22 protein-coding genes and 1 pseudogene are annotated in these 18,777 nt (G+C 65.6%); 13 read left to right on the plus strand and 10 right to left on the minus strand.

Annotation, left to right across the window (positions count from 1 at the left end):
- Nucleotides 1–209: pseudogene (locus tag JOZ00_RS06675) on the minus strand (phosphotransferase family protein); the annotation flags it as partial.
- Between the two features lie 278 nt (nucleotides 210–487).
- On the opposite strand from JOZ00_RS06675, the gene JOZ00_RS06680 reads away from it, so the two are divergent.
- Nucleotides 488–1,432 (plus strand): class I SAM-dependent methyltransferase, encoded by a 945-nt coding sequence (locus tag JOZ00_RS06680; protein WP_293341467.1) that lies wholly within the window; start codon nucleotides 488–490, stop codon nucleotides 1,430–1,432.
- A 5-nt stretch (nucleotides 1,433–1,437) separates the two neighbouring features.
- Here the strand turns inward: JOZ00_RS06680 and JOZ00_RS06685 are convergent, their stop codons facing one another.
- Entirely contained in the window at nucleotides 1,438–1,707 is a 270-nt protein-coding gene (locus JOZ00_RS06685; RefSeq protein ID WP_293341470.1) for a hypothetical protein, read from the minus strand.
- A 212-nt stretch (nucleotides 1,708–1,919) separates the two neighbouring features.
- On the opposite strand from JOZ00_RS06685, the gene JOZ00_RS06690 reads away from it, so the two are divergent.
- The 5 genes from JOZ00_RS06690 (at nucleotide 1,920) to JOZ00_RS06710 (ending at nucleotide 5,212) form a co-directional block, all read left to right on the plus strand.
- The gene (locus JOZ00_RS06690; RefSeq protein ID WP_293341473.1) at nucleotides 1,920–2,330 is read left to right on the plus strand and encodes a hypothetical protein; all 411 of its coding nucleotides are present in this window, start codon (nucleotides 1,920–1,922) and stop codon (nucleotides 2,328–2,330) included.
- A gap of 101 nt (nucleotides 2,331–2,431) precedes the next feature.
- A complete protein-coding gene (locus JOZ00_RS06695; protein WP_293341525.1) occupies nucleotides 2,432–2,680 on the plus strand; it encodes a hypothetical protein in 249 nt (82 codons plus the stop codon).
- Nucleotides 2,681–2,704: 24 nt separating this feature from the next.
- Nucleotides 2,705–2,860 (plus strand): DUF6131 family protein, encoded by a 156-nt coding sequence (locus JOZ00_RS06700; protein ID WP_090419013.1) that lies wholly within the window; start codon nucleotides 2,705–2,707, stop codon nucleotides 2,858–2,860.
- A 152-nt stretch (nucleotides 2,861–3,012) separates the two neighbouring features.
- A complete protein-coding gene (locus tag JOZ00_RS06705) occupies nucleotides 3,013–3,717 on the plus strand; it encodes a response regulator transcription factor (protein WP_293341480.1) in 705 nt (234 codons plus the stop codon).
- Nucleotides 3,695–5,212 (plus strand): HAMP domain-containing sensor histidine kinase, encoded by a 1,518-nt coding sequence (locus JOZ00_RS06710; RefSeq protein ID WP_293341483.1) that lies wholly within the window; start codon nucleotides 3,695–3,697, stop codon nucleotides 5,210–5,212. Before JOZ00_RS06705 ends, JOZ00_RS06710 begins: the two co-directional genes overlap by 23 nt.
- On the opposite strand, the gene JOZ00_RS06715 is transcribed toward JOZ00_RS06710, so the two are convergent.
- Nucleotides 5,209–5,691 carry a lipoprotein LpqH gene (locus JOZ00_RS06715; protein WP_293341486.1) on the minus strand — a complete coding sequence of 161 codons (483 nt, stop codon included), beginning with the start codon at nucleotides 5,689–5,691 and terminating at the stop codon, nucleotides 5,209–5,211. The two genes, JOZ00_RS06710 and JOZ00_RS06715, sit on opposite strands and share 4 nt — an antisense overlap.
- 171 nt (nucleotides 5,692–5,862) lie before the next feature.
- Between JOZ00_RS06715 and JOZ00_RS06720 the strand changes: the two genes are divergently transcribed.
- The gene (locus JOZ00_RS06720; RefSeq protein ID WP_293341527.1) at nucleotides 5,863–7,740 is read left to right on the plus strand and encodes an alkyl sulfatase dimerization domain-containing protein; all 1,878 of its coding nucleotides are present in this window, start codon (nucleotides 5,863–5,865) and stop codon (nucleotides 7,738–7,740) included.
- Nucleotides 7,741–7,746: 6 nt separating this feature from the next.
- On the opposite strand, the gene JOZ00_RS06725 is transcribed toward JOZ00_RS06720, so the two are convergent.
- The 6 genes from JOZ00_RS06725 to JOZ00_RS06750 all read right to left on the minus strand — a co-directional run bounded on the left by JOZ00_RS06725 (nucleotide 7,747) and on the right by JOZ00_RS06750 (nucleotide 13,171).
- Complete coding sequence (locus tag JOZ00_RS06725) at nucleotides 7,747–8,715, minus strand: NADPH:quinone oxidoreductase family protein (protein ID WP_293341489.1); 969 nt, start codon at nucleotides 8,713–8,715, stop codon at nucleotides 7,747–7,749.
- Nucleotides 8,715–9,338: a TetR/AcrR family transcriptional regulator gene (locus tag JOZ00_RS06730; RefSeq protein WP_293341492.1), complete on the minus strand. Its 624-nt coding sequence runs from the start codon at nucleotides 9,336–9,338 to the stop codon at nucleotides 8,715–8,717. The genes JOZ00_RS06725 and JOZ00_RS06730 overlap by 1 nt, the downstream gene beginning before the upstream one ends.
- On the minus strand, nucleotides 9,319–10,602 hold the full coding sequence (locus JOZ00_RS06735; RefSeq protein ID WP_293341495.1) for an acyl-CoA dehydrogenase family protein: 1,284 nt from the start codon (nucleotides 10,600–10,602) through the stop codon (nucleotides 9,319–9,321). The genes JOZ00_RS06730 and JOZ00_RS06735 overlap by 20 nt, the downstream gene beginning before the upstream one ends.
- 30 nt (nucleotides 10,603–10,632) lie before the next feature.
- A complete protein-coding gene (locus JOZ00_RS06740; protein ID WP_293341498.1) occupies nucleotides 10,633–11,391 on the minus strand; it encodes an SDR family oxidoreductase in 759 nt (252 codons plus the stop codon).
- Between the two features lies 1 nt (nucleotide 11,392).
- Complete coding sequence (locus JOZ00_RS06745) at nucleotides 11,393–12,439, minus strand: phosphotransferase family protein (protein ID WP_293341501.1); 1,047 nt, start codon at nucleotides 12,437–12,439, stop codon at nucleotides 11,393–11,395.
- 63 nt (nucleotides 12,440–12,502) lie between these two features.
- The gene (locus JOZ00_RS06750) at nucleotides 12,503–13,171 is read right to left on the minus strand and encodes a class I SAM-dependent methyltransferase (RefSeq protein ID WP_293341504.1); all 669 of its coding nucleotides are present in this window, start codon (nucleotides 13,169–13,171) and stop codon (nucleotides 12,503–12,505) included.
- A 61-nt stretch (nucleotides 13,172–13,232) separates the two neighbouring features.
- Here JOZ00_RS06750 and JOZ00_RS06755 point away from each other — a divergent pair, with 61 nt between their 5' ends.
- Entirely contained in the window at nucleotides 13,233–13,841 is a 609-nt protein-coding gene (locus JOZ00_RS06755) for a histidine phosphatase family protein (RefSeq protein ID WP_293341507.1), read from the plus strand.
- 35 nt (nucleotides 13,842–13,876) lie between these two features.
- Nucleotides 13,877–14,929, plus strand: a complete 1,053-nt coding sequence (locus JOZ00_RS06760) for a phosphotransferase family protein (RefSeq protein ID WP_293341509.1) — start codon at nucleotides 13,877–13,879, stop codon at nucleotides 14,927–14,929.
- Nucleotides 14,930–15,003: 74 nt separating this feature from the next.
- Here the strand turns inward: JOZ00_RS06760 and JOZ00_RS06765 are convergent, their stop codons facing one another.
- Complete coding sequence (locus JOZ00_RS06765; RefSeq protein WP_293341511.1) at nucleotides 15,004–15,378, minus strand: lipopolysaccharide assembly protein LapA domain-containing protein; 375 nt, start codon at nucleotides 15,376–15,378, stop codon at nucleotides 15,004–15,006.
- 99 nt (nucleotides 15,379–15,477) lie between these two features.
- On the opposite strand from JOZ00_RS06765, the gene JOZ00_RS06770 reads away from it, so the two are divergent.
- From JOZ00_RS06770 to JOZ00_RS06785, 4 genes are all read left to right on the plus strand, one after another.
- The gene (locus tag JOZ00_RS06770; RefSeq protein ID WP_293341513.1) at nucleotides 15,478–16,425 is read left to right on the plus strand and encodes an ABC transporter substrate-binding protein; all 948 of its coding nucleotides are present in this window, start codon (nucleotides 15,478–15,480) and stop codon (nucleotides 16,423–16,425) included.
- A complete protein-coding gene (locus tag JOZ00_RS06775; protein WP_293341516.1) occupies nucleotides 16,422–17,513 on the plus strand; it encodes an ABC transporter ATP-binding protein in 1,092 nt (363 codons plus the stop codon). Before JOZ00_RS06770 ends, JOZ00_RS06775 begins: the two co-directional genes overlap by 4 nt.
- Before the next feature lie 2 nt (nucleotides 17,514–17,515).
- Nucleotides 17,516–18,202, plus strand: coding sequence for an ABC transporter permease (locus tag JOZ00_RS06780; protein ID WP_293341519.1), 687 nt, complete (start codon nucleotides 17,516–17,518; stop codon nucleotides 18,200–18,202).
- Nucleotides 18,199–18,777: ABC transporter permease (locus JOZ00_RS06785; RefSeq protein WP_293341522.1), on the plus strand; the 579-nt coding region annotated here is incomplete at its 3' end. The genes JOZ00_RS06780 and JOZ00_RS06785, both read left to right, overlap by 4 nt.

An 18,777-nucleotide genomic window follows, 5' to 3' on the forward strand; every position in this document is an offset into this window, starting at 1 on the left:
GGGTGCGGAACATCCGAGCCCGCCAGTGCGGCAAGCACTTTCGTTTCGCGCAGGATCACGCTGTTGCTGCGCGGACGCAGGTGCCGCGGTCCACGCCGCAGGACGTATGGCCGCCCGGCCCTGGTGAACCGCAGCATGACGTTCTGCGTTCCGCCGGTGACGCCGGAAACATCCTCTAGCGGACCTTCGCCAAGGCCCTGCCTAGACATCCAGTCGGCTACGGCTTCGAGGTCCACGTACTTTTCAGGGTCCACTTTCAGCCTTTGGGGTGGGGGTGTATCGGAGAGTCTGCGCCCGAATCATGCCGTGGTGGGCGAAGACTTCCTGCGGCGTGCGCGACGGCTGGGGTAGTTGAGGCATCCTTGCCCTCCCTTGCAACCTGTGGACCGTCTGGGAAAAAGACTAGGACAGGGGCGACGGGCGGCCGCGGGCGGCGGCGGCTGGAAGAATAGTGTGCATAACTTACTTTCTGGGGAAGGAAATGGCGATGCCGCGGACCGACAACGACTCCTGGGAGATCACTCAAAGCGTGGGGGCCACCGCACTCGGTGTCGCCGCAGCCCGCGCCGCGGAGACCGAGAGCGAGAATCCGCTTATCAATGATCCGTTCGCCCGCGTGTTCGTCGACGCCGCGGGCGAGGGGATGTGGAGCATCTACGCCGATCCGGCGCTGCTTGCCAAAGCGGGCGCCATTGAACCCGATCTGCGCGCGCGGATACAGCTGATGATCGACTTCATGGCCACCCGGACGGCGTTCTTCGACGAGTTCTTTCTCGGGGCCGCGGACGCAGGTGTCCGCCAGGTGGTAATCCTGGCGGCGGGCCTGGACGCGCGCACGTGGCGGCTACCGTGGCCCGACGGCACGGTCGTCTACGAGCTCGATCAGCCCAAGGTGCTCGACTTCAAATCCAAGACCCTGCGCGAACACGGCGCGCAACCCACGGCGCAACTCGTCAACGTGCCGATCGATCTGCGTCACGATTGGCCGAAAGCCCTGCAGGAGGCGGGGTTTGACGCGTCTCGGCCCGCAGTCTGGTCGGCGGAAGGTCTGGTGCGCTACCTTCCCGCGCAGGCCCAGGACCTGTTGTTCGAGCGGATCAATTCCCTGAGCGCCGAGGGCAGTTGGCTGGCTTCGAATGTGCCGGACTCGGGTTTCACCGACCCCAACCGAGTGCGGCGTCAACGCGAAGACATGCAGCGGTTGCGGGCGGCGGCCGCGAAGTTAATCGATATGGAGGTAACGAACTTCGACGACCTCTGGTATCCCGAGGAGCGCACCGCCGTCGACGGCTGGCTGCGTGAGCACGGTTGGGACGTTGCCACGGCATCGTTTGCGGAGTTGATGGCGCGCTACGACCGCAGCATCCCGCAAGGCTCGGAGGACTCGATGCCACCCACCCTTTACGTGTCCGCGCAGCGCCGGGCGGGCTGACCGGTCTATGGCGCGATAACTATCCGCTGATCGGCGGACGTGTCGTTCCACGCCGCTTCGACATCGGTGAGTGGGACGGCCCGGGCATCGATATCGAATGTGCCGCTGTTGATTTCGCGAATGAGGTCGGGCATCTCGGACAGGAAGCCGCGCGTTGGGACCGACCCCTGGCCGCTTCCGACGATCTGCAGGCGCATCGCGCGAAGCGCCGCGGACGGCCGCTCGGTGCGGGTCAGCCTCACCGCGGATGCGAGACGCCTGGAAAAGCGGGTCATCGGTCAAATCGGTGAACTCATGGCGCCACTGACCGATCGACTCAATGGCGTTGAGCGGCAACGACTTACCAGCTTGATCATGAAGGCTCTGGACCGGTGAGTGATCGGCTACGTCGTGCAATCGGCGCTCAGCGACGAAGGCACCGACCCAACCGCTACTGCAAAGGGCTCTCCGGGCTCAGCTGACGACGTGAGTCGGTACCCTCGCCGTTGTGGCCGATCGACCCGCCCGGGTGAGCGACGTGCACGAGGTCGCCTCATCGATGCCGCATGTTCAGCGCTTGGAAGGACCCAAGGGCAACGCCATCTATCAGGTGGGCGGGAAGTCGTTCGTCTTCTTCCGCACACCGCAGCCCGACGCGGCGGATCCTGACACCGGCGAGCGATACAGCGACGTCATCATGCTTTGGGTCGAGTCGCAAAGCGACAAACTTGCGCTGATTCAGGACCTCGCCTCGCCGTTCTTCACCACCGACCATTTCGACGGGCATCCTTCGGTGCTGGTGCGCGCCGGCCGGTTGGCCGAAATCAGCAGAACGGAGATTACCGAGCTGGTTCAGGACGCGTGGCTGTCCCGAGCCTCGAGGCGGCGCGGCGCGGCGTGGCTCGCCGATCAGGCCTAGCCTGACGGGGCTCGGGGCGGCGCTTGAATACGCCGCAGCAATGTTTAGACATACGTTGAATGGGTAACTTCTCGTCCACGAGAATTCCTTTCTCGAACACATTGGAGGTCACCATGCGTGGCAGCGGAATCATCGGAACGGTTGTCTTGGTATGGCTGCTCATCGGAGTCTTCGCGGCATGGCAACGCGACTACTTTAAGGGTGACTCAACGAGTTGTGTCACGGCGGGAAACATTGCGTTGACCGTTGTGGCCGGCCCGTTGAATTACGGGGGTGTGAACCCCAAAGTCAAGGATTGCCATGTACCGCAACCCAGTTCAATGCCCAGCGGCATAGCGCTGGTGGGCTAGTAACCTTCACCTAAAGGAGTCGTCATGATCGTCTTGGGCGTGGTCCTGCTTATTCTCGGATTTGTGTTCAGTGTCCCGCTGTTGTGGGAAATTGGCGTCGTAGTTCTCGTGATCGGAGCCGTGTTATGGATCATGGGTTCTATCGGCCGCCCAGTCGCCGGGCGCCGTTATTGGTATTAACCATTCCAGAAATACGGGATCGCGCGACTGCATTTAGCAGGCGCGCGGTCCCGTTTCACAGGACACGCAAAGGAAGGGCATAGCGCCCGCTCATCCCGCGGCGGATACTAGAGCTTGTGACGCAGCCCAGAGCCTCGGTAGAGCGGGTTGTCATGTGTCGTGCGGATGGCAACCCGATCAACGTATTGGTAGTGGACGACGAATCAGTCCTCGCGGAAATGGTGTCGATGGCACTGCGGTATGAAGGCTGGACTATCGCCACCGCCGGCGACGGCGCAGCAGCGATCGCGGCTGCGCGCGCTCAACGCCCCGACGTCGTCGTCCTCGACGTGATGCTGCCCGATATGAGCGGGCTCGACGTCTTACACAAACTGCGCGAAGAGAACCCGCAACTGCCGGTGCTGCTGCTGACGGCAAAGGACGCGGTGGAAGACCGCATCGCGGGGTTGACGGCGGGCGGCGACGACTACGTCACCAAACCTTTCAGCATCGAAGAGGTGGTGCTGCGCCTGCGGGCGTTGTTGCGGCGCACCGGGGTTACGACCGTGGACAGCGGCGCGCAGCTGGTGGTCGGCGATCTGGTCCTGGACGAGGACAGCCACGAGGTCACCCGCGCGGGCGAGACGATCTCGTTGACCTCCACCGAGTTCGAGCTGCTGCGGTTCATGATGCGCAACTCCAAGCGGGTGTTGAGCAAAGCCCAAATCCTGGACCGCGTGTGGAGTTATGACTTCGGCGGCCGGTCCAACATCGTGGAGCTCTACATTTCCTACCTGCGCAAGAAGATCGACAACGGTCGCGACCCTATGATCCATACGCTGCGCGGCGCAGGTTATGTCCTCAAGCCGGCTCGCTGACCCGCGACGGGTCTGGTCGCTGCGGCTTCGGTTGCTCGTCGGGCAGATCGTCGTTCTGGCGTTCGTATGCGTGGGCATCACCGCCGTCACCGAACTGGCGTTGCTCCACCACCTGGTGAAGCAACTCGACGGGCAGCTCGCCGGGACCTCCTACCGGTCGGCGCTGATGTATCCCGAGCCCGCCCGTCCGGGCTGGCGGCACGAGTCGCATTTCTACCCAAGGCCCGGACCGGGCCCGCGGTTTCTAGATGCTCCCGGTCAACCCGCCGGCATGGTTGCCGCAGTGGTCAATCACGGCAGAACCGTTGATGCCGGCTATCTGACAAGCAGCGGTACCCGCTCCGCGTTGAGCCAGACCGCGCAGGATCAACTCCAGCAGATCGCGGACAGCCGCGCGCCGGTGACGCTGGACCTCGACGGCCTTGGCCGATATCGCGTCGTCGCCGCCCCGAGCCGGAACGGGAGCGACGTCATCGTCACCGGCCTGGCGATGTCCAACATCGACGCCACCCTGATCCGGATGCTGATCATCTCCGGGATCGTCACCGTGATCGCGCTCGTCGCCGCGACCACCGCGGGCCTCATCATCATCAAGCGGGCGCTGGCTCCGTTACGGCGCGTTGCCCAAACGGCAAGCAAGGTAGCGGGTTTGCCGTTGGCGCGCGGCGAGGTCGAGCTTCCGGTCCGGGTCCGGGAAGCCGATGCCAACCCCTACACGGAGGTCGGGCAACTCGGGTCGGCGCTCAATCAGATGCTCGACCACATCGCGGCCGCGTTGTCGGCGCGGCAGGCCAGCGAAACCCGGGTTCGTCAGTTCGTCGCCGACGCCAGTCACGAACTGCGCACGCCCCTGGCGGCGATCCGTGGCTATACCGAATTGACCCAGCGGATGGGGGACGACCGCGAGGCGGTCGCGCAGGCGATGAGCCGGGTCGCCTCCGAGACGGAACGGATGACGCGCCTCGTCGAGGACCTTTTGCTGTTGGCGCGGTTGGACTCCGGCCGACCCCTGGAACGCGAACCGGTCGACCTGTCGCGGCTGGCGGTGGACGCGGTCAACGACGCCCACGTCGCCGGACCGGATCATCAGTGGGAGCTCGACCTACCCGAAGAGCCGGTGTTCGTCACCGGCGATGCGGCACGACTGCACCAGGTGCTCACCAACCTGCTCGCAAACGCCCGCGTCCATACCGGCGCCGGGACCGTCGTGACCACGCGACTGAACACCGAGTCGTCGGACACCGTGTTGCAGGTCATCGACAACGGCCCGGGAATTCCACAAGCGCTGCAGTCCGAAGTTTTCGAGCGGTTCGCGCGCGGCGATTCCTCCCGGTCACGCAAGGGTGGCAGCACCGGCCTGGGGCTGGCTATCGTTTCCGCTGTCGTTAAGGCGCACAACGGAATGATCACCGTGGATAGCTCACCCGGCTACACCGAGTTCACGGTGCGGTTGCCACCCAATGGGCAGCAACCGCCCGCAGCGTCACCTGACTAGCCAGTGCAGGTCACGCTTATTTCGAACGGCTTGTTCACCGGCTGCATCGGGTTGGCCATGTCAACCCCTGTGGCATTACCGCTGATCTTGTAGTTGTTGCCGTCCTTGCTGGCGGTGGCATTGCCCTGACCGGTGCCCGAGGTGTATCCGAGCGTCACGCCGTTAACGTTGCCCAGCCCAACAGATTTCACCTGTGGGGGGTTGGCGTCGGTAAGCACGGCGGCGATGCCCGTCGCTGCGCCACCGATAGCGATGTTGACGGTGCCGCCCGCGGTTGTGCAAACAGTGGTGCCCTGAACGTTTTGGTCCTTGCCGTCGATGGAGACCTTCGTGCCGGAGGCTCCGCCGGCCCCTGCCGACGCGCTCGTACCCGAGCTGGAACCAGAGCTACCCGAAGTCGACTTGTTGCTCGAACAGCCGGAAATACCCGCGGCCAAGATTGCCGCTCCGGCCACTGCGACCGTCAGTCCACGCTTCACCTGTTCTCCTTACCCGAAAGTTGCGGCCCTCGGCATTGAGGGCCGTCTGGGCAGTATGCGGGTTAACTGGACCGAAGATCCAGAGATCAAGAAATTGTTTCTGTGTTCACTGGTTTGTCAGGAGAAGGCCTTTGGAACGGCTCTGAGGAATGGTGCATTGGTGGCAATGTGTTGACGATGAATCACCAGCCCCCCTCTGCGGTAATCGAGTCGGCTCATCGCGGACATGTTCTGCCAATTCATGACACAAGAGATTTCGACGACGCCGACCGCGGGTTCATCACCGCGCTGTCCCCGTGCGTCATCAAAGCAGCCGACGGACGCGTGGTGTGGGACAACGACTCCTACGCCTTCCTCAGCGGTCCCGCGCCGACATCGGTGCATCCCAGCCTGTGGCGGCAGTCGACACTGGCCGCCAAACAAGGCCTCTACGAAGTGGTCCCGGGCATCTATCAGGTCCGGGGTCTGGACTTGTCCAACATCACGTTCGTCGAGACCGACACCGGCATCATCGTCATCGATCCCTTGGTGTCCACCGAAGTCGCCGCGGCGGCACTGGAGTTGTACCGGTCGCGCCGCGGCGAACGATCCGTGGTCGCGGTGATCTACACCCACAGCCACGTCGACCATTTCGGCGGCGTCCTGGGTGTCACCACGCAGGCGGACGTGGACGCCGGCACCGTGGCGGTGCTGGCGCCGGAAGGCTTCGTGGAGCACGCGGTTGCCGAAAACGTCTACGCCGGCCCGGCAATGGCGCGCCGGGCCACCTACATGTACGGCAGCCTGCTGGCGCGCGGACCGCAGGACCAGGTGGGTTGCGGGCTCGGCCAGGCAGCGTCCACCGGCGAAATCGCCGTCATCGTCCCCACAATCGATATCCAAGAGACCGGCGAGAAGCACGTTATCGACGGTGTGGAGATCGAATTCCAAATGGCGCCGGGTACCGAAGCGCCCGCCGAAATGCATTTCTATTTTCCGGGTTTCCGGGCGCTGTGCATGGCCGAGAACGCCACCCATAATCTGCACAACTTGTTGACCCTGCGCGGCGCGTTGGTGCGCGACCCGCACGCCTGGTCGGGTTACCTCACCGAGGCTATCGACACCTTTGCTGACCGCGCCGACGTCGTGTTCGCTTCGCATCACTGGCCGACATGGGGCCGGGAGAACATCGTCGAGTTCTTGTCGTTGCAACGCGACATGTACGCGTACTTGCACGATCAGACACTGCGGCTGCTCAACCGGGGCTACACCGGCGTTGAGATCGCCGAAATGTTCCAGCTGCCACCGGCTCTGGACCAGGCCTGGCACACGCACGGTTACTACGGGTCGGTCAGCCACAACGTGAAGGCGGTCTATCAGCGCTACATGGGGTGGTTCGACGGGAATCCGGGGCGGCTGTGGCCGCACCCGCCGGAGACCCTAGCGCCGCGCTACGTTGAGGCGATGGGCGGGATCGAGCGCGTCGTCGACCTGGCCAGGTCGGCATTCGACGACGGTGACTACCGTTGGGCGGCAACGTTGTTGGATCACGCGGTGTTCACCGACAGCCAGCATGCCGGTGCCCGCGGACTGTACGCCGATACGCTGGAGCAGCTTGCCTACGGCGCAGAGAACGCGACATGGCGCAACTTCTTCATGAGCGGCGCAACGGAATTGCGTGACGGCAACTTCGGGACCGCGGTGTCCACCGCCTCGATGTCGATGCTCAATCAGCTGACGCCGGAGCAGATCTTCGACAGCTTCGCCCTACGGGTCGACGGACCGCGCAGCTGGGATCTCGACATGGTCATCGACATCACGTTCGCCGACGTGTCCACCAATTATCGGCTCACCCTGCGCAACGGCGTGCTCGTCTATCGCAAAGCGGTCGCCGACGCCGAAACGGCAAGCGTCACAGTGGCTCTGGACAACAAGATACGGCTGCTGGCCGTCGCGATGGGGGACGCCACCTCGCCCGGGCTTCAGATATCCGGCGACGAAGCGGCCCTACAGGCGTTCCTGAGCGTGCTCGACGAACCGGACCCGAACTTCAACATCGTGACGCCGTAGCCGGGTTCAGTCGACGTCGATCACCACCTTGCCCAACACCTTGCGATCGGCCACATACCGCAACGCCGCCGGTGTTTCGGTCAGGGGGAAGCGCGCGCCGATGTACGGCCGGACCGTGCCCTCGGCGAACAACCGCGCCAATTCTTCATCGTCGCGCACGGCCTCGTCGGGATAGTCACTCGCGAAGGTACGGATCTCCATGCCACGCACGCGGAGGTCTTTCAGCATCACGAGATTCAGCGGAATCTTGGGGATCGTGCCCGCCGCATAGCCCAACGTGACAAACGTGCCGCCGCGCGCAAGGCCCCGCAGCGCGGGCTCCGCGTATTGCCCGCCGACCGGGTCCAGGACCACGCGTGCGCTGTCACCGGTCAGTTCGCGGATCCGCGTCTTCAAGTCCTCGCGGTCGTAGTCGACGATGGCCTCGGCCCCGCGCTGCCGGCACAGGTCAAGCTTTTCCGGGCTCGACGCCGCGGCCAGCACGCGGGCCTTCATCGCGACCGCCAGATCGACGGCGGCCAGCCCCACACCACCTGCGGCACCCAACACCACAACCCAATCACCTTCTGCGACAGCGGCAGTCGAGCGCAGCGCGTAGTACGCGGTGCGGTAGGTGACGCCGAATGCCGCGGCCGACGCGAAATCCGCATCGTCGGGGATGGGCATCGCCTGGCTCCTGTCCAGCAGTGCCTGCTCGGCGAATGCGCCGAACGTCGTTCCGGCCACTCGCTGACCCGGACCAAACGGTGCGCCCTCGCCGGCCGCGATGACCTCACCCGCGACCTCGTTGCCGGGGATGAACGGAGGCGGAATCTTTACCTGGTACTTGCCCGCGATGAACAACACATCGGGGAAGTTGACCGCCGCGGCATGCACGCGCACCAACATCTGCCCGGGCGCCGGCACCGGATCGTCGACGTCCTCGATGACCAGATCTTCTGGCGGGCCGTAGGAGTGGCAGACAGCGGCGCGCATCAATGGACCCCCAACCCGTTCAGACAGAACCGAACCACGTGTGCGATGTCGTCGGGCCCCGGCCGTTCCGCCGAACCCATGTAGCGGCGCAGCGTTGCTGCGGTGCAGCAGAACACCGCCTCGACATCGCGTTCCACGTCGCTACTACCCAGTGCGGCAACCGGTTCGGTCAGCAGATCCCGCAGCGGCCACATCATTTCCTGATCGACGGTACGCCAGTTGGTGCCCGCCGACATCTGCCCCGCGGCCGCGCGGCTCTTCCTGATCAGGTCGGGCTCGGCGACCTGGGCGAGGGTGCCCTCGATCCAGCGGGCGATCTTGTCCTGCGGGAGGGATTCCTTGGCCATCTGATGCTCGAGGTAGGACACGACGATGGCGATCCCGCGTTCCATCACAGCCAGGATGAGATCGTCCTTGCCGGCGAAATATCGGTAGAAGGCTTTGTTCGACGAACCCGCCTCTGTGACGATGTCGCTGACCCGCGGCGGCTCGGGGGCGACCCGTTCCATCACCCGCACCGCCGCGGCCAAGATGCGCTCCACTTCTTCGGTGGCTTCGCGCTGACGGTCGTCGAGCGCACGCTCGACGGCCGCCGTGACACGGCTAGTGGTCAACGAGCTCACCGTATTTGGCGCGTGCCGCCGCACGCCGGATGTCCAGCATCTCGCTGGGCCACTCTGAGCTCTCGGCCTCGACGTTCTTGAGCAGCATCCGGGCCAGGTTGACCTTGTGCGCCTCGGTCGGGCCGTCGGCCAGACCGAGCGCGATGCCGCCGAGCAGGACGTTGACCAGCGGCAGCTGGTCGGTGAGCCCGATCGCACCGTGCACCTGAATCGCCCGCAATGCAATGGATTTCAGCACCTGCGACGCCAGGATCTTGCAGGTGGCGATCTCGGCGCGGGCGCCGTGTTCGTCGCCGCTGTCGATCAGCCACGCGGCGTGCAGCACGGTCAGCCGGAACGGCGTCAGCTCGGTGTAGGAGTCGGCGATGAACTCTTGCACCAACTGCTTATCGGCCAGCAAAGTACCCTGAGTGAAGCGACTTTTCGCGCGCCGGGCCATCATGTCGACGGCCCGCTGGGCCATTCCGATCGAGCGCATCGCATGGTGCAGTCGGCCGCCGGCCAGCCGGGTCTGCAAGATCAGGAAGCCTTGGCCGGGCTCGCCGAGCAATGCGGATGCCGGTACCCGAACGTCGTCGTAGTGCACCAACGAGTGGCCCGGTTCGTGCGGGTCGGCGCCGACAAGATGGTGGTTCGCCTCGATCTTGAGTCCGGGGGTGTCCGCCGGGATCAGGAACGTCGACGCGCCGTGGTGCACCGCCACATCGGGATTGGTGATGGCCACGACGATGAAGAACGACGCGACGGCGGCGTTGGAGGAGAAATACTTTCGCCCCGTGATGACCCAGTCGTCACCGTCCCGGACCGCGCGGGTGGTGAAGACCCGCGGGTCGGCGCCGCCCTGTGGTTCCGTCATCGAGAAGCAGGAGAAGATCTCACCGGACAGCAGTCCGGCGAGGTAGCGGTCCTTCTGCTCCTGGGTTCCGAAGCGCGCGATGATCTCCGCATTGCCGGTGTCGGGGGCCTGCGTGCCGAAGACGATCGGCGCCCACGGGCTGCGGCCCAGGATCTCGTTGATCAACGTCAGCTTGACCGCCCCGAAACCCTGGCCACCGAGTTCCGGGCCGAGATGTGGTGCCCACAAGCCGTTGTCACGGACCTGCTGTTTCAGCGGGTCGACTATCCGCCGGCGCTCCTCGGTCAGCGGCAGGAACTCGCAACCCGGGAACAGCACCTCGAGGGGTTCGACCTCCTCGCGCACGAATTCGCGGATCCACTCCAGCTTCTTCTCGAACTCCGGTTCTGTGGAGAAGTCCCAAGGCATTCGAATACTCCTACTCGTTCATTGGGGATCTCAGGGGATCCCGCCGTCGGCGCGCAGGATCGCGCCGGTGGTGAAGCTGGATGCGTCCGACGCCAGAAATATTGCGGCGCCGACGATTTCGCGTGGATCGCCTGCGCGTTTGAGGGAAAGGTGACTGAAATTGTTACCGTTGCCCAGATCCCAGGCCTTGCTGACGTCGGTGAGGTACGGCCCGGCCATCAGCGTGTTGACGCGCACGGTCGGCCCGAATGCCTGCGCGAGTCCCTCGGTCATGGCGTTGAGTCCGGCCTTGGCGGCGGCATAGGGGATGATGCCGCCGTTCGGCCGCAGCGACCCGGTCGAACTCACGTTGATGATGGATCCCCGACCGGCGGCCACCATCCGCTCACCGACCAACGCCGATAACCGGAAGGGCCCCTTGAGATTCAGGTTCACCACCGCGTCGAACAGCTTCTCGGTGACGTTGCTCAGCTTGTCGTACAACGGCGACATGCCCGCGTTGTTGATCAGGGTGTCGACCTTGCCGAACCGCTCGTAGGTCGCATCGACCAAACCGTCGAGTTGGTCCCAGCGTCCGACGTGCACTTGGTAAGGCATGGCGGAACGGCCCGTCTCGGACTCGATTTCCTTGGCGGTGGACACGCAGTTGTCCATGTTGCGGCTGGCGATCACCACGTCGGCGCCGCAGTGTGCGGCGGCGAACGCCATCTCGCGTCCCAGCCCGCGGCTGCCGCCGGTGATCAGGATGACCCGGTCGGTCAGATCGAAAAGAGTATCCGCGTAACCCATTTCAGCGCCCCCTGGAAGGTGTAGCCCGCGCCAGCTCGGCCGCCGTGGCGATCAGCTTCGGGATCATCGCGCCGAACGCGTCTTTGATCGCGGGATCGACTTTGCCGGTGCGCACACCCGCGGCGTACGTCTTCTCCAGCACGATACCGAGTTTCCAGTTGGCCAACACCAGGTAGTAGTCGATGTTCTCGGTGGACAGCCCGCTGATCTTCTCGTAGTGCTCCAGCAGCTCGCTGCGCGTCGGCATGCCCCGCATGTCCAGATAAAAGCCGTCCTCGCTTGGGTTTTCGCCGTCATAGCCCAGCAGCGCCCAGGCCAGGTCCAGCAGCGGATCGCCGACGGTGGTCATCTCCCAGTCCACGATCGCGGCCAACCGGGCCGGGCCGCCGTGCGCGAACATCACATTGGCGAACTGGTAGTCGCCGTGCATGATGCCTGGCTGGTAATGCGCGGGCCGGTTGCGCCGCAGCCAGTCGGACGCCTCGTCCAGGCCGGGAAGCTCGCGCACCTTGTAGGCGTCCAGGAAGTTCAGCCAGCGATCGACCTGGCGTTCGTGGAATCCGTCCGGGCGGCCGAACCCGTCGAGTCCTTGGGCACGCCAATCCACCCGGCCCAGCTTGGCGGCACCCTCGACAAGCTGGAACGCCAGCCCGCGCCGCGCCTGCAGGTCGTCGTCGAACGGCGCTTGCCAGCCGCCGTCCATCGGACTCCAGCCGTCGATCGCCCGCATCACGTAGAACGGCATGCCCAGCAGGTCGCCGGTGTCGTCGGCGGCGATCAGCTCGGCGTGCGGCACATCTGTGCCCGACAGCGCGCGCACCAACCGGATCTCGCGCAACAGCCCGTCGATACGCGCGGCGTCGGCGCGGGGCCCCGGCATCCGGAGCACCATGCGTTCGGGCCCTCGCTGGATCAGATACAGCGTGTTCTGCGAACCACCCTTCAGCAGCTCCAGGAGCGGCTCTTCGCCGCTTCCTGGAGCGTCGTTCGCATCCAGCCATCGACCAAGAACGCCCTGGTCCAGTTGGGTTTCACCAGCAGTCGCCATTGTCCGCCCACCCCACTCTCTGCGCAGAGAATAGCATTCTCCGAGGTAAAAGCCACCCCTGGATCAGTCGGGTTTGTGCGCACTCAGCAGAAAGCCCGGCACCATGAAGTGCCCTTCGTCGTCGTGTTCCGCGTCGGCCGACGGGCCTTCACCGGCAGCGCCGGCGTTGCCGTAGACCTTGGCCGGCCGCAGGTCGTCGACCCGCCAGACCGTCGAGACGGCGTCACGCAACTCGGTTTCGGTGAAGCCGCGCGGGCCGCGCCGGTCCGGATCGTCGGGATCGCCCAGTGCCCCTTCGGCGAAGGCCAAGATGTAGAGCGTCGCCCTGGGCGCGGCGGCGCGAAAAATGGACTCCAGGTAGCCCTGGCGTCCCACGGGCGGCAGTGCGTGGAACAGTCCGCTGTCCAGGATGGTGGCGAAGCGGCCGTCATAGCCGCCGAAGTTGGTGACGTCCGCTTGCGCGAAAGTCGCTGTCGTCAGGCCCTTTTCGGCGGCCGCCACGGCCGCCGCTTGGATCGCCGTGGGGCTGGCGTCGAGGCCGACGACGGTGTAGCCGCGCTCGGCCAGCGCCAGTGACAGCGCGGCATGGCCACAGCCGGAATCCAGCACGTCGCTGCGGACCTTGCCTTCGTCGATGAGACGCGCGAACTCCGGTTGGGGCCCGCCGATGCTCCACGGCGGTGGCCCGTCTTGTCGGTAGGCGGCGTCCCAATCCATACTCGGCTCGGTCATCTATCCTCCTCGAGGTCGGCCCCCGGTGTGAGCGGGTAACCGCACGAAGACAGGAAGAAACATGCAAGTGCTGCTGGTCCGGCATGCGCTACCGCTGCGCAGCGAACCTGGCGAAGGCTCCGACCCGGACCTATCGAACGAGGGGCGGGCGCAGGTGGAGCGACTGCCCGACGCGCTCGCCAGGTTTCCCATCTCGCGCGTCATCAGCAGCCCGCAGCGCCGCGCCGTTCAGACCGCCGAACCGGTCGCCGCGGCGCGCTCGCTGAGCGTCGAAATCGACGACCGCTTCGCCGAATACGACCGCGACCTGCCCGCGTACATCCCCGTCGAGCAGATCCGCGCCGAAATGCCCGAGGAGTGGGCGCGTTTGGCGCAGGGTCATCTGCCCAGCGCCGTTGACGAGGACGCTTTTCGGGCGCGGGTGCGCGCCGCGGTCGACGATTTGGTCGCCACCGCGGCCGCCGAGGACACGGTCGCGGTGTTCAGCCACGGGGGAGTGATCAACCTGCTGCTGCACGAGATCCTGGGAACAGCGCGGCTGCTGTCCTTCCCGGTCGACTACGCGTCGGTGACCCGGCTGCTGTACTCACGGACGGGTCAGGCGACGGTGGCCGGCGTCAACGCGGTCGAGCATGTGTGGGACTTGCTGCCCCGAAATCAAAGGTGGTGAGGTCGGCAGGCGGTCGGCGGTGGTAAACAAGTCCGGTGACTTCAGCTGACCAACTCGAAGGGCTCGACCTGGCCTCGCTGGACAGATATCTGCGATCGCTCGGCATCGAACGCGACGGCGAGTTACGCGGGAAGTTCATATCCGGTGGCCGGTCGAACCTGACGTTCCGCGTCTACGACGACACGACCAGCTGGTTGGTGCGGCGCCCGCCAATGCACGGGCTGACCCCGTCCGCCCACGACATGGCCCGCGAATTCCGGGTCGTCGCCGCGCTGCAGGACACACCGGTTCCGGTGGCCCGGGCGATCGCTTTGTGCGAAGACGATTCGGTGCTGGGCGCCCCGTTTCAGATCGTCGAATTCGTCGCCGGCCAGGTCGTGCGCCGGCGTGCGCAACTCGAAGCGTTGAGCCACACCGTCATCGGGAGCTGTGTCGACTCGTTGGTCCGCGTCCTGGTCGATCTGCACAGCGTCGATCCAGAAGCGGTGGGCCTGGCCGATTTCGGTAAGCCCAGCGGTTATCTGGAGCGCCAGGTGCGGCGGTGGGGCTCGCAGTGGGAGTTGGTGCGGCTGCCCGACGACCGGCGCGACGCCGACGTCGAGCGACTGCACGCCGGTCTGCGCGACGCCATTCCGCAGCAGAGCCGGACGTCGATCGTGCACGGCGATTACCGGATCGACAACACGATCCTGGACTCCGAGGATCCGACCGTGGTTCGCGCCGTCGTCGACTGGGAGCTTTCGACGCTGGGGGATCCGCTATCGGACGCCGCGCTGATGTGCGTGTACCGCGACCCCGCGCTGGACCTGATCGTCAATGCCCAGGCCGCCTGGACGTCGCCGTTGTTGCCGACGGCCGACGAGCTGGCCGACCGATATTCGCTGGTCGCCGGTCTGCCGCTGGCGCACTGGGAGTTCTATATGGCACTGGCCTACTTCAAGCTCGCGATCATCGCCGCCGGCATCGACTTCCGGCGGCGGATGTCGGACCAGGCTCACGGTTTAGACGATGCCTCCGAGCACGCGCCCGAGGTGGTGGCGCCGCTGATCTCGCGAGGATTGGGCGAGCTCGCCAAACTGCCCGGTTGAGCGTGTAACCAGGGCTTTGAGTGTGCGCTGACGGCGCGAATCGGGCGATAGTCCCGCCCTGGACGCACAGTCGGCTAGAGCTGGCGAGCGGCCGCGTGGTGCTTCTTGGCGGCGCGGCGCAGCTGCACGATCCGTGCGGTGCCCGCGGCCACCGTGATCAGCCCGCCGACGACGGCCGCGAGCAAGATCGCCACGCCGAGCGGCAGGCTCCAGTGCCAGACCAAGAACTGGAACGGCGCCTGCGCCGTGTTCTGGGTGATGAAGATCAGCAACACAATAAGGATCAGGAAGCCCACGATCAGGGACGACCACAGCGCGCCGGCGCGGGTGAATGCAACCGCCGGTTCCTTGGGGGCCTTGACGACGGGGGCCTTACCGCCCTTGGGCGCCGGTTCGGGCTTGGGGGGCGGCGGCTGGCTGCCGGGTGAGGCAGGGGTTTGGCTGCTCATAGGTTCATCTTTGTCCCTTCCGGCACAGAATGAAACCAAACGGCCCATCCGGCCTCGCGCTGGCGGCGCTGGGACGGTTCTGACGTTAGTGTCGGCGGTATGAGGCTGCCGGCGCGCCCGCACGGCGCGATCGTCCAAGCGGCAGTATGGCTAACGACGATGTGCGTCATTGCGGCTTGCAGCAATGACGATCCGCTGGGAGCCCAAATCCGCAGCCCGAAATCCATCGTCGTCGGGTCCGGCGACTTCCCGGAATCGCAGATCATCGCCGAGATATACGCACAAGCTCTGCAAGCCAACGGATTCGATGTCGGACGCCGAATGGGAATCGGCAGCAGGGAGACGTATATCCCTGCGCTCAAAGACCATTCCATCGACCTGGTGCCCGAGTATGTGGGAAATCTGCTGCTCTACTTGGCTCCCGCGTCGACGGCGACGATGCTCGACGCCGTCGAGATGGAACTCGACAAGCGGCTACCCGGTGACTTGGCGATCTTGACGCCCTCGCCTGCGGCCGACACCGACACCGTCACGGTCACCAGCGCTACCGCCAATTCCTGGAAAACGCGGACAATCGGCGAGTTGGCGGCCCATTCGGCGGAGGTGAAATTCGGGGCGCCCTCGGACTTCGCGACCCGTCCCGAGGGATTGCCCGGGCTGCGGCAGAAGTATGGACTCGACATCAAGCCGGGTAATTTCGTCGCCATTAACGACGGCGGCGGGGCGGTGACGGTGCGCGCCCTACTCGAGGGAAGGGTGAACGCCGCCAACGTCTTCAGCACGTCACCGGCCATACCGCAGAACCATCTGGCGGTGCTCGACGACCCGGAGCACAACTTCGTGGCGGGCAACATTGTGCCACTGCTCAATTCGCAGAAGATGTCCGATCGGCTCAAAGACGTGCTGGACGCGGTGTCGGCGAAACTGACCACGCCCGGCGTCGCCGCACTCAACGCCGCCGTGGCGGGCAACTCGGGCGTCGATCCCGGCGACGCCGCGCGAAACTGGGTGCGCGACAACGGCTTCAACCACTCGATAATCCAATGATCGTATTCGACAGGGTCAGCAAGGATTTCGCCGACGGGACCACCGCCGTGGCTGAGGTCAGCATGGAGATCCCCACCGGTGAGTTGACCGTCTTCGTCGGGTCCTCGGGCAGTGGCAAAACCACGGCGCTGCGCATGATCAATCGGATGATCGAGCCGACCTCGGGCACCATCACCGTCGACGGTGTCGACGTGTCCACCCTGGACCCGGTGAAGCTGCGACTCGGAATGGGCTACGTCATCCAGAATGCCGGCCTGATGCCTCATCTGCGGGTAATCGACAACGTGGCAACGGTTCCGGTGCTCAAAGGCCAGCGCCGCCGGACCGCGCGTAAGGCCGCCTACGAGGTGCTCGAGCGCGTCGGACTGGACACCAAGTTCGCGGCCCGCTATCCCGCGCAACTCTCCGGCGGTGAACAGCAGCGGGTCGGCGTCGCGCGCGCGTTGGCCGCTGACCCGCCCATCCTGCTGATGGACGAGCCGTTCTCCGCCGTCGACCCGGTGGTACGCCACGACCTGCAGAACGAAATACTGCGCCTGCAAAGCGAATTGCAGAAAACCATCGTCTTCGTCACGCACGACATCGACGAGGCGCTCAAGCTCGCCGACCGGGTGGCGGTGTTCCGGGGCGGCTCACTACAGCAGTACGACGAGCCCGAGCGGCTGCTGGCGCGACCGGCCAACGACTTCGTGGCGAGATTCATCGGCCTGGGCCGCGGCTACCGGTGGTTGCAGCTCATCGAAGCGTCCGGGCTGACACTGCACGACATCGAGCGGATCCCGGCGGAAAGCGTGCCGGAATCCATTTCCGACAGCTGGGCCGTCGTGGTCGACGAGTCGGGGGCGCCGATGGGCTGGATCGACATCGATGGCCTGACCCGACACCGCGGCGGCGCGGCGTGGTCCGAGTGCATGAGCGGCATCGGCTCGCTGCTGCGTCCGCACGGCAACCTGAGCCAGGCCCTGGACGCGGCGCTGTCGTCGCCGTCGGGGGTGGGCGTCGCCGTCGACGGCGGCGGCAAGGTCATCGGCGGCGTCCTGGCCGCCGACGTGCTGGCCGCGGTGGAAGCCCAAAAGAGGGCCGACTAGCCGTGCGCTATCTGCTGACCCACCTCGACGATGCCTGGGCCCTGACGATCGTCCATCTGCGGCTGGCGCTGGTGCCGGTGTTGATCGGGCTGGCGGTTGCGGTGCCGTTGGGCGCACTGGTGCAGCGCGCGCCGGTCGCGCGGCGACTGACGACGGCGACCGCGGCGGTAGTGTTCACCATTCCGTCGCTGGCGTTGTTCGTGGTGCTGCCGACGATCATCGGCACCCGGATTCTCGACGAGGCCAACGTCATCGTCGCGCTTGCGGCCTACACCACCGCCCTGCTGGTGCGTGCGGTGCTCGAGGCGCTGGACGCGGTGCCCGCCCAGGTGCGTGACGCGGCCACCGCCGTCGGTTATCCGTCGATCAATAGAATTCTGAAAGTTGAACTGCCGCTGTCGATTCCGGTGCTGGTCGCCGGTTTGCGGGTGGTGGTGGTCACCAACATCGCGATGGTCTCGGTGGGCTCGGTGATCGGCATCGGCGGCCTGGGCACCTGGTTCACCCAGGGTTACCAGACGGACAAGAGCGATCAGATCGTGGCGGGCATCGTCGCGCTGTTGGTGGTGGCGATCGTCATCGACGTGCTGATCATGTTCGGCGGCCGGCTGATCACCCCCTGGGAACGCGCCGGGCGCTCCGCCCGTCGACGGTCGATAGTGGCCCCGGTGGTGGGTGGCGCGCGATGAACTTCGTGCAGCGGGCGATCGCGTATTTCTTGACCGCTGACAACTGGACCGGTCCGGTCGGGCTGGCGGCGCGACTCCTCGAGCATCTCGAGTACACGGTTCTCGCGGTCGGCGCGTCGGCGTTGGTCGCCGTGCCCCTCGGCCTGCTCATTGGGCATACCGGCCGCGGCAGCCTGCTGGTGGTCGGCGCGGTCAACGGCCTGCGTGCGCTGCCGACGTTGGGCGTGCTGCTGCTCGGGACGCTGTTGTTCGGGCTGGGCATGGGACCGCCGCTGGTCGCCCTGATGCTGCTCGGTGTGCCCGCGCTGCTGGCCGGTACCTACGCGGGTGTCGCCAACGTCGAACCGACGGTCGTCGACGCCGCCCGCGCGATGGGCATGACTGAGGCCCAGGTGCTGCTGCGGGTCGAGGTGCCCAATGCGCTGCCGCTGATCCTGGGCGGTCTGCGTAACGCGACGCTGCAAGTGGTCGCCACCGCGACGGTGGCGGCCTATGCCAGCCTCGGCGGGCTGGGCAGGTACCTGATCGACGGGATCAAGCAACGGGAGTTTCAGCTCGCACTGGTCGGCGCCCTG

Source organism: Mycobacterium sp. (assembly GCF_019243155.1).
Taxonomy (GTDB): Bacteria; Actinomycetota; Actinomycetes; order Mycobacteriales; family Mycobacteriaceae; genus Mycobacterium.

What these genes read in the sequence shown, in the direction of transcription:
- JOZ00_RS06680 (WP_293341467.1), top strand. Translation starts at nt 488, where the DNA reads ATGCCGCGGACCGACAACGACTCCTGGGAGATCACTCAAAGCGTGGGG.
- JOZ00_RS06685 (WP_293341470.1), bottom strand. Translation starts at nt 1,707, where the DNA reads ATGACCCGCTTTTCCAGGCGTCTCGCATCCGCGGTGAGGCTGACCCGC.
- JOZ00_RS06700 (WP_090419013.1), top strand. Translation starts at nt 2,705, where the DNA reads ATGATCGTCTTGGGCGTGGTCCTGCTTATTCTCGGATTTGTGTTCAGT.
- JOZ00_RS06705 (WP_293341480.1), top strand. Translation starts at nt 3,013, where the DNA reads ATGTGTCGTGCGGATGGCAACCCGATCAACGTATTGGTAGTGGACGAC.
- JOZ00_RS06710 (WP_293341483.1), top strand. Translation starts at nt 3,695, where the DNA reads ATGTCCTCAAGCCGGCTCGCTGACCCGCGACGGGTCTGGTCGCTGCGG.
- JOZ00_RS06725 (WP_293341489.1), bottom strand. Translation starts at nt 8,715, where the DNA reads ATGCGCGCCGCTGTCTGCCACTCCTACGGCCCGCCAGAAGATCTGGTC.
- JOZ00_RS06735 (WP_293341495.1), bottom strand. Translation starts at nt 10,602, where the DNA reads ATGCCTTGGGACTTCTCCACAGAACCGGAGTTCGAGAAGAAGCTGGAG.
- JOZ00_RS06740 (WP_293341498.1), bottom strand. Translation starts at nt 11,391, where the DNA reads ATGGGTTACGCGGATACTCTTTTCGATCTGACCGACCGGGTCATCCTG.
- JOZ00_RS06745 (WP_293341501.1), bottom strand. Translation starts at nt 12,439, where the DNA reads ATGGCGACTGCTGGTGAAACCCAACTGGACCAGGGCGTTCTTGGTCGA.
- JOZ00_RS06750 (WP_293341504.1), bottom strand. Translation starts at nt 13,171, where the DNA reads ATGACCGAGCCGAGTATGGATTGGGACGCCGCCTACCGACAAGACGGG.
- JOZ00_RS06755 (WP_293341507.1), top strand. Translation starts at nt 13,233, where the DNA reads ATGCAAGTGCTGCTGGTCCGGCATGCGCTACCGCTGCGCAGCGAACCT.
- JOZ00_RS06765 (WP_293341511.1), bottom strand. Translation starts at nt 15,378, where the DNA reads ATGAGCAGCCAAACCCCTGCCTCACCCGGCAGCCAGCCGCCGCCCCCC.
- JOZ00_RS06770 (WP_293341513.1), top strand. Translation starts at nt 15,478, where the DNA reads ATGAGGCTGCCGGCGCGCCCGCACGGCGCGATCGTCCAAGCGGCAGTA.
- JOZ00_RS06775 (WP_293341516.1), top strand. Translation starts at nt 16,422, where the DNA reads ATGATCGTATTCGACAGGGTCAGCAAGGATTTCGCCGACGGGACCACC.